The sequence below is a fragment of the Arthrobacter sp. NPDC056727 genome, from assembly GCF_042790555.1.
Lineage (GTDB): Bacteria > Actinomycetota > Actinomycetes > Actinomycetales > Micrococcaceae > Arthrobacter.
Genome location: NZ_JBHTZA010000009.1, coordinates 200,740 through 208,908 on the forward strand (window position 1 = coordinate 200,740; position 8,169 = coordinate 208,908).

Here is an 8,169-nt window from a genome sequence, read left to right on the forward strand (position 1 = left end):
GGCCTTCCCCGACCCCGGCTAATAGTTTTTCACTGTAACCGAAGCGTTATAAAGCATCCAAAAAAGATGCCTACCAGGTATGTATTTTCCACCCCGGCGCACCTGGCTCGTCAGTCCCAGGATCCGTATGCCCGCACGGTATTTTCACTCACCTGGCCACACAGCCCGGCTAGGTCAGTCTCTGTCAATTCCGCCATCGCCCGCACGGTGTACGGCACCATGTAGCTGGCGTTGGGGCGCCCGCGGTGCGGGTGCGGGGTGAGGAACGGCGAATCGGTTTCAACCAGCACCAGCCCGGGATCGGCGACGGCGAGCGCTTCCCTGAGGTTGCTGGCGTTCTTGAACGTGAGTGTCCCCGCGAAGGACATGAACCATCCCTCGCGGTTGCAGATGCGGGCAAGCTCCGCGTCCCCGGAAAAGCAGTGGAAAACCACCCTCTCCGGGGTGCCCTCCTCACGCAGGACCTGGACGACGTCGTCGTGGGCGTCGCGGTCGTGGATCTGCAGGGTCCGGTCCAGCCGCTTCGCTATGTCGATGTGCCGGCGGAAGGAGTAACGCTGGTGGGCCAGCCCCTCCCCTTCCGTGCGGAAGAAGTCCAGGCCGGTTTCCCCGATGGCGCGCACGCGGGGGTGGGCGGCGAGCTCCTCAATTTCCGCCAGGGCATCCTCAAGCTCGCCGCGGGCGGCGTACTCCGGCGCGTCATTCGGGTGGAGTGCCACCGCCCCAAGCAGGCGCGGATCCAGGTCGACGGCGCGCACGGTAAACCGTGAGGATTCGAGGTCGCAGCCCACCTGCACGGCGCCGCAGACACCGACGGCTTCGGCGGCGTCCAGGGCGGCCGCAATGTCCACCCGGACATCGTCGGTCGGGAAGTCGAGGTGGGTGTGGTTGTCCATCACGGGAACGGGCAACGGTTCGGGTGCCGGCGGGAAACCGCGCCTGCCGGAGCCGTCGCTGCCGGGCGCCCGGTAGGGCCGGGGAGTCAGGGAATGCCGCATTCCTCCAGCCTATCGGGCCTGCGGCTGCGCCATTTCACGCTTGGCATTACCCGCAGATTAACGGGGAACTCTCTGTTAGCCACGGCAGTTGTGTTAGTACGCTGGTTACGGACGGACGTGAGCGCCCAACGAGGGCAACGGCAGACCTCCGCCGCTTCGTTCCGCTTCATTCTGGGCTGAAAGGTTGCCGATGGAACCGCACCGACGCATCACGATCGACGAAGCACTCCCGGGCGGACAGGGCTTCACCGGCAGTGCTGCGCGCAGCGTCAACGCCCTTAACGGGCACAAGTCCGTTCCCTTGGAAGCCCCGGCTTTCCGCGCGGCGAGCGAACGCATCCTCACGGCCATCAACACGGTCATCGACGGCAAGGCCGAGGCTGCGAAACTGGCACTGACGGTTCTGCTCGCCCAGGGCCACCTGCTCCTGGAGGATGTTCCCGGGGTGGGCAAGACTCTGCTGGCCAAGACGCTGGCGCGCACCATCGACTGTTCCGTCAGCCGGATCCAGTTCACACCCGATCTTCTCCCCTCGGACGTTACGGGTGTCTCCATCTACAACCAGTCATCGCGCCAGTTCGAGTTCCGCCCGGGAGCCGTGTTCGCGAACATCGTGATTGGCGATGAGATCAACCGGGCCTCCGCCAAGACGCAGTCTGCCCTGCTCGAATGCATGGAGGAGCACCAGGTCACGGTGGACGGACATTCTTACCGGCTCAGCGAGCCGTTCATGGTGGTGGCCACCCAGAACCCCATCGAAATGGAGGGGACGTATCCGCTCCCGGAGGCCCAGCGTGACCGCTTCATGGCGCGAATCTCCATGGGTTACCCGGACAAGGACTCCGAGATCGAAATGCTCGAGACCCACCAGGCCACGTCCCCGCTGGCCCGGGTCAAGGCGGTCGTCACCGCAGCGGATGTCGCTGCCATGATCGCCACCGTCCAGCAGGTGTTCGTCTCCGAAGCCGTGAAGGAGTACACCGTGGCTGTCGGCCGGGCCACGCGTGACAGTGCCATGCTGCGCCTTGGGGCAAGTCCGCGCTCCCTGCTGCAGCTGCTCCGGGCGGCCAAGGCGACCGCAGCGCTTGACGGCCGTGATTTTGTGCTGCCGGATGACGTCGTCGCCGTGGCCGAGGCTGTGCTGGCGCACCGGATCATCCTGGACCGCAAAGCCGCCAGCACGGGCGAGACCCCGCAGGGCGTCATCCGGGGCGTGCTGGCCCGGATCCCGGTCAGCCAGGAGATGACGGACACGGCGAACTCGAGGCGTGCCGCGCCCGAACTCAGGCATAGCCGCTAGTCAGGAGCATCGCCGTGGCACTGCTGGACCGCCTCCCCCGACACATCTTCAGCTCCCGGGGCTGGGGACTCCTGGCGGCCGGCGCGGTCTCATTGCTCTGCGCCCAGGTGATGGGACGCCGCGATCTTCTGGTCCTTGGCGTCCTGCTGGTGGTCCTGCCCCTCGTTTCCCTTGCCGGCATCCGGGTGGTGAAGCCGCGCTTCCGGGTCTACCGCGAATTCAGCCCCTCCACGGTCGAGACGGACTCCATCACCATGGTCCGGCTCGCCGTCGCCCGGACCGGCCTGGGCACAGGCCGCGTCATCATGGAGGAGCGGCTGCCGCAACGGTTCGGTGAATCCCCCGCGTTCCGCTTCCCTGCCAGGTCCGCCTCGGGCGGCACCAGCCGCTATGAATACCACCTGCGGTCGGGAAAGCGAGGACAGTTCACCATTGGCCCCGTCACGGCGGAGTTCACGGATCCGTTCGGGCTGTCACTGCACAGGCATTCAATCGACGACGGCGACACCCTCACCGTGACGCCGGCCGCCGTCGAGCTCCCTTCCACCGGCCTTGCCGGCGCGCGCGGCAACGACGGCATCACTGCCACCCGCACCAGGGCAAATCCCAGCGACGACGACGTCATGACCCGCGAGTACCGGCACGGCGACCCGATGCGCAGGGTCCATTGGCCTGCCACCGCCCGCCACGGCGCCCTGATGGTCCGGCAGGAGGAATCGGTCACCACACCCGAGGCCACGGTCATCCTGGACCACCGGTATGTGGCCCATTCCTCTGGGTACGGCCCGGTGTTCGGCAGCGCTGGCGACGACGGGAGCGACCTCGTCACCAGTGACACGTTTGAATGGGCCGTCACGGCCGCGATGTCCGTGGGCGCCCACCTCGCCGAGCTCAATTACTCGCTGCGGTTCCTGGACGCGTCGGGAGAGCCTGCCTTCCACCGTTCGTCCTCGGCCCCGGAGCCCGACAACGAGGAGTACAGCGGCGCGGCCGGCCTGCAGTCCATCGCCGAAAGCCTCGCCGCCATCCAGCTGACGGGCCCGCACCATGCCCGCAGGGAACACGACGCCGCCCGCCGCGACCACGCCGGGGGCACCGATCCGGCCCAGTCCGTCTTTGACGACCGGCTCATGGACAAACTCGCGGCCCACCGGATGCGCGGCCCGGCCCTGGCGCTCCTCGGGAAAATTTCGCTGGCGGAGGCGCGTGCCCTCGCCCCCGCGGCCGGCTACGCTGCCAACGCGTTTGCCGTGGTGATTACGGACAAACCGGCGGAGTGCCACGACGTGCTCGAGGCGCTGCGCCTGGGCGGCTGGCGCGCTGTTGCCGTCGAGGCGTCCACCTCACTGCCCGCCGCGTGGATGTATTTCGACGAGGGCGACGCCGCCATGTGGACGGCAGCGGCGGACGTCCGGCGCGGGGCGGAGGTGGGGCGATGACACTGACGTCCCACCGGCCGGCGGAGGCCCAGCCGCAGCCCGCTCCGGGCTCCCCCGGCGGCGGAAGGTTCGGGGCCGGCGCTTTTCCGTGGGTCATGTCCGGCGCAGTGGCGGTGTCCGTCCTGGGGGCATCGCTCTCCCTCAACGGGGTCCTCCGGGGCTGGGCGTGGTTCCTGCCTGTCGTGACCGTGGTGGTGGTGGTCTCGCTGGCCATGGCGTTGCTGCGCACGTTCCGTGCCCCGCCCTTGCTGGTGGCCGCCGGAGGCCTGGTGGCGCTGGCCTTCATCCTCACGTTCACGTTCTTCCGGCGCGACAGCATCGCCGGCTTCCTCCCCTCGCAGGCCACCCTCGACGCGCTGGGCAGGCACCTGCGCCGGGCCAGCGAAACGGTGCTGGCCGAGAGCTCGCCGGTGGCACCCAACGCCGGGATCGTCCTGGTGGCGTGCGCTGCGCTGGGACTCGTCCTCATCCTCGTGGATGCGCTGGCACTCCCGCTGGGCATGCCTGCCACGAGCGGACTGGGACTGCTGGCGGTGCTGGTTGTGCCGGCCATGATCAAGCCGCAGAGCGTTGGATGGCTGGGATTCGTGGTCACGGCAGCCGGCTACCTGATGATCCTCGCGGGCAGCCAATGGTTCGCACCCGACGCCCGGACCCAGGCGGACACTGCCCGCAACCCCGGCCAGATCAGGCGGGCCGCCCTGACCGGAGCGGTGGCGCTGGTGGTCACGCTTCTGCTGCAGCTGGTGGTTCCCGGCTTCGACCAGGGCGCGTTCCCCCAGGGCTCACGATTCAACCCCTGGGGTACGGCCACAGGCCTGAACCCCATGATCAGCCTGGGCAACAGCCTGCGCACCCCGACGGGCGAGGGCCGGATCACCTACGCCACGAATGCCACCACGCCGCTTTACCTGCGCTCGGTCACGGTGGACCGCTTCGACGGTGAATCCTGGTCCCCGGACGACCGCAACACCAGCCGCCGGGCAGGCACCGGACGGATGGACGTCGGCCACGAGATCCTGGCGCCCGAACAAATACGGCAGGTGACCGTGGTCAACACCGGCGACTTCACCAGCCCCTACCTTCCCGTCCCGTACGCCCCCGAATCCGTCAACGGCCTGACCGGTCGGTGGAGCTGGGACCCGGCCACCCTGAGCATCAAGGGCACCGACACCAACTCGCGGGAACAGCAATACCTGGTGCAGTCCTCGGTGCCGAAACTGACCACCGAGCTGCTGGACGCATCATCCGCCCCCGTCCGGGGCGTGCCTGAAGAGTTCATCCGGCCGCCGTCGAATGTTCCGGACATCGTCCGGACCACCGCGGAGTCCGTCACCGCCAACGGCCGGACGGCCTATGCCAAGGCGATGGCCATCCAGCGGTTCCTCCGCGGCCCCGACTTCACGTATTCCCTGGAGTCACCTGTCCAGAACGGGTATGACGGCAACGGGTTGTCAGTCCTGGCGGACTTCCTGACCCAGAAGAGCGGCTACTGCATCCACTTTGCCTCGGCCATGGCGGTCATGGCCCGGCTTGAAGGCATACCCAGCAGGATCGCCGTGGGCTACGCGCCGGGCCGACTGACCGGAGCCACGGTGTCCGTGGCCGGCCAGGGTGCGCTCCCGGAGTTCGAAGTCGACGCCCGTGACGCGCATGCCTGGCCGGAGCTGTACTTCCAGGGCCTCGGCTGGGTTCCGTTCGAGCCCACCCCTTCGCGGGGCGTGGTGCCGCCCTACGCGCAGGACTCCTCGGCGTCCGGCGGGGCCAGCACCAACGAACAGAACAATGACGGCCTGGTGCCGAGCGGCGGCACCACGGCACCGTCGGCGCCGGTGCCGGCACCGCTCCCTGTTCCGGGGACGGGAACGGCCGACGGCGGGAACCAGCTGGTGCCCGTGCTCTACACCGCCGCCGGGGTACTGCTGCTGGTCCTCCTGGCCGCCTCACCCCGCCTGGTGCGCGGAGGCCTCCGGGCGAGGCGCCTCAGGGGAACGGGCAGCGGCAGGAACCGGCTGGCGGAGCCTCCGCTCGTCTGGTCCGAACTCCAGGACCTGGCCACGGACTACGGCGTGCGCCCGCAGCCGAGCGAGACGCCGAGGACGTTCTCGGCCCGGCTGCGCGGCTCCCTGGCCATGCGGCCGCGGACCGGTTCAGGTCCGGGCACCGGGCACGATGCCCGGACCATGCACTCCGTGACAGCCCTGACCGATGCCTACGAGCGGCACCGGTACGGCCCGCCCGCCGGCCAGGAGTCCGCGCGCCGCGGGCTTCCGGAGGAGGCCGCCGTCGAGCACATCAGCCAGGTGCGGCAGGCGCTGCGCCGCAACGCCGGCGTCGTCGGCCGGCTTCGCGCTGACTGGCTGCCGCCGTCGGTTCTCTCCCGCTGGGGCTCCGTGGCCGGACGGCCCGTCCGCGCACTGGGCCGTGCGGCATTCCGGATGGGACGCACTGCCTCGGCCCTGTGGCGCAGGACCCGCAGCGGCCTCCGGCGCCTGCGGGAGGGCTGACCGGACGCACCGGGTCCCGAAGCGCATTCCCGACGTTTGACATGTGACCGCCGCCACCTTATCTTTGAGTAACGGAAAGCGCATTCCAAGCGGCGGCCAATCCGGAATCCAATAGTGGGCAGTCATCAGAAGTCCCCGGACCGCAGTAGCCCTGGCGGCGCGAGGTGCGACCTTCCCGCAGGATCCAATACCCGAGGACGGGCACATCCGGCGGGGCAGAAGATTTGTCCAAAGGAGGACGATATGAAGAGCGACACACGCAAGCTGCGGACGTCGACTGAATCGATTCAGAATGGCACGCGCCGGACGAGCAGCACCCGGAAAGCTGCCGCCAGCGGCTGGGTGGGCAGCGCCCTTGAGTACTACGACTGGTTCATCTACGCCCAGGCCGCAGCTCTGGTCTTCCCCACGGTGTTCTTCCCGGGCGGAAACCCGACCGTTGCACTGATCGCGTCGCTCGGCACCTATGCGGTGGGATATGTCGCCCGCCCGATCGGGGCATTCGTCCTCGGCCAGTGGGGTGACAAGCACGGCCGGAAGAACGTCCTGGTCCTGGCCATGCTGCTGATGGGTGTGTCAACCTTCGCGGTGGCCCTGCTTCCCACCTACAACCAGGTGGGCATCCTGGCCCCGGCCCTGCTGCTGGTCCTTCGCCTCGTCCAGGGCTTCGCCGTGGCCGGGGAGCTGAGCGGGGCCAGCGCCATGATTGTGGAGCACGCCCCCTTCGGACGCCGCGGCTTCTATGCCAGCTTCGCCCTGCAGGGCACCCAGGCCGGGCAGATCATCGCCGCCGCCGTCTTCCTCCCGCTCTCGGCGGTGCTGTCCGCTGACGACTTCCATGCCTGGGGCTGGCGGGTCCCGTTCCTCCTCAGCGCCCTGGTGGTGTTTGCCGGCTACATGATCCGGCGCCGGGTTGAAGAGACGCCCGTCTTTGTCGAGGAGAAGGCGCACCGCGATGTTCCCAAGATGCCGGTGGTGCAGGTACTGCGCGAAAGCGGTCTGAACGTGGTGCGGGCAGTCTGCATGACCCTGGTCAATGTTGTGGGTGTGACCGTAGCGGTATTCGGCGCGGCCTACGCCACGCAGCCCGGGTACGGCATCGGCATGAGCACCACCGTCTATCTTTGGATCCCGGTGCTGGCCAACGTCATCGCGCTGGCCCTGATCCCCTGGTTCGGCGACCTCTCGGACCGGTTCGGCCGGCGGCCCCTGATGATCGTCGGTTCGCTCGGCTCCGGCGCGCTGGCCTACGGGTACCTCTACGCGGTCAGCCAGAACAACGTGCCGCTGACCATCGTTCTCGCGATCCTCATGTGGGGCACGCTCTACCAGGTCTGGAACGCCACCTTCGCGAGCTTCTTCCAGGAACTGTTCCCCTCCCGCACCCGCGTTACGGGTTTCGCCATCTCCCAGAACATCGGGCTCCTGATTACGTCCTTCCTGCCCAGCCTCTTCGCGGTGGTCGCTCCCCCGGGCTCGGCCAACGTTCCGCTCACCGTCGGGTCCATCTGCTTCGGCATCACGGTGGTCGGGGCGATAGCGGCCTGGTCCGCCAGGGAGACCCACCGGATTCCGCTCAGCGAGCTGGGATCGCCGGACGCCACCCCGGTTTCCCGCGAGGAATACGCGACCATCCGGGCCGCGGCCCGCTAACCCCGGCGTCAACTCCCGTCACGCTTAAACGCACTGGCCCGCAGGATTCCTGCGGGCCAGTGCGTTTACTCGTTGGTCCGGCGTGTGGCTGGTTAGCCGGCGTAGGGGTCGGCGATGCCGATGTACTGGGTGTAGAGGTATTCCTCGATGCCTTCGAGGCCGCCTTCACGGCCCAGACCTGACTGCTTGACGCCGCCGAACGGTGCGGCGGCGTTGGAGACGACGCCGGCGTTCAGGCCGAGCATGCCGGTCTCGAGCCGCTCGCCCATCCG

The 8,169-nt window shown here is 68.4% G+C and carries 6 protein-coding genes; 4 read left to right on the top strand and 2 right to left on the bottom strand.

Annotated elements, in window-relative coordinates:
* Positions 1-110: 110 nt before the first annotated feature.
* Positions 111-998, bottom strand: coding sequence for a TatD family hydrolase (locus tag ACFRAH_RS11635; RefSeq protein WP_377991029.1), 888 nt, complete (start codon positions 996-998; stop codon positions 111-113).
* A 190-nt stretch (positions 999-1,188) separates the two neighbouring features.
* On the opposite strand from ACFRAH_RS11635, the gene ACFRAH_RS11640 reads away from it, so the two are divergent.
* The 4 genes from ACFRAH_RS11640 to ACFRAH_RS11655 all read left to right on the top strand — a co-directional run bounded on the left by ACFRAH_RS11640 (position 1,189) and on the right by ACFRAH_RS11655 (position 7,897).
* The gene (locus ACFRAH_RS11640; protein ID WP_377991030.1) at positions 1,189-2,298 is read left to right on the top strand and encodes an AAA family ATPase; all 1,110 of its coding nucleotides are present in this window, start codon (positions 1,189-1,191) and stop codon (positions 2,296-2,298) included.
* Positions 2,299-2,312: 14 nt separating this feature from the next.
* Positions 2,313-3,737, top strand: a complete 1,425-nt coding sequence (locus ACFRAH_RS11645) for a DUF58 domain-containing protein (protein ID WP_377991031.1) — start codon at positions 2,313-2,315, stop codon at positions 3,735-3,737.
* Entirely contained in the window at positions 3,734-6,244 is a 2,511-nt protein-coding gene (locus ACFRAH_RS11650; RefSeq protein WP_377991032.1) for a DUF3488 and DUF4129 domain-containing transglutaminase family protein, read from the top strand. The genes ACFRAH_RS11645 and ACFRAH_RS11650 overlap by 4 nt, the downstream gene beginning before the upstream one ends.
* 243 nt (positions 6,245-6,487) lie before the next feature.
* Positions 6,488-7,897: an MFS transporter gene (locus ACFRAH_RS11655; protein ID WP_377991033.1), complete on the top strand. Its 1,410-nt coding sequence runs from the start codon at positions 6,488-6,490 to the stop codon at positions 7,895-7,897.
* A 92-nt stretch (positions 7,898-7,989) separates the two neighbouring features.
* Here ACFRAH_RS11655 and ACFRAH_RS11660 read toward each other — a convergent pair.
* Positions 7,990-8,169: aldehyde dehydrogenase family protein (locus ACFRAH_RS11660; protein WP_377988719.1), on the bottom strand; the 180-nt coding region annotated here is incomplete at its 5' end.

Coding starts and splice junctions, on each gene's coding strand:
- ACFRAH_RS11635 (WP_377991029.1), bottom strand. CDS start 998: ATGCGGCATTCCCTGACTCCCCGGCCCTACCGGGCGCCCGGCAGCGAC.
- ACFRAH_RS11640 (WP_377991030.1), top strand. CDS start 1,189: ATGGAACCGCACCGACGCATCACGATCGACGAAGCACTCCCGGGCGGA.
- ACFRAH_RS11650 (WP_377991032.1), top strand. CDS start 3,734: ATGACACTGACGTCCCACCGGCCGGCGGAGGCCCAGCCGCAGCCCGCT.
- ACFRAH_RS11655 (WP_377991033.1), top strand. CDS start 6,488: ATGAAGAGCGACACACGCAAGCTGCGGACGTCGACTGAATCGATTCAG.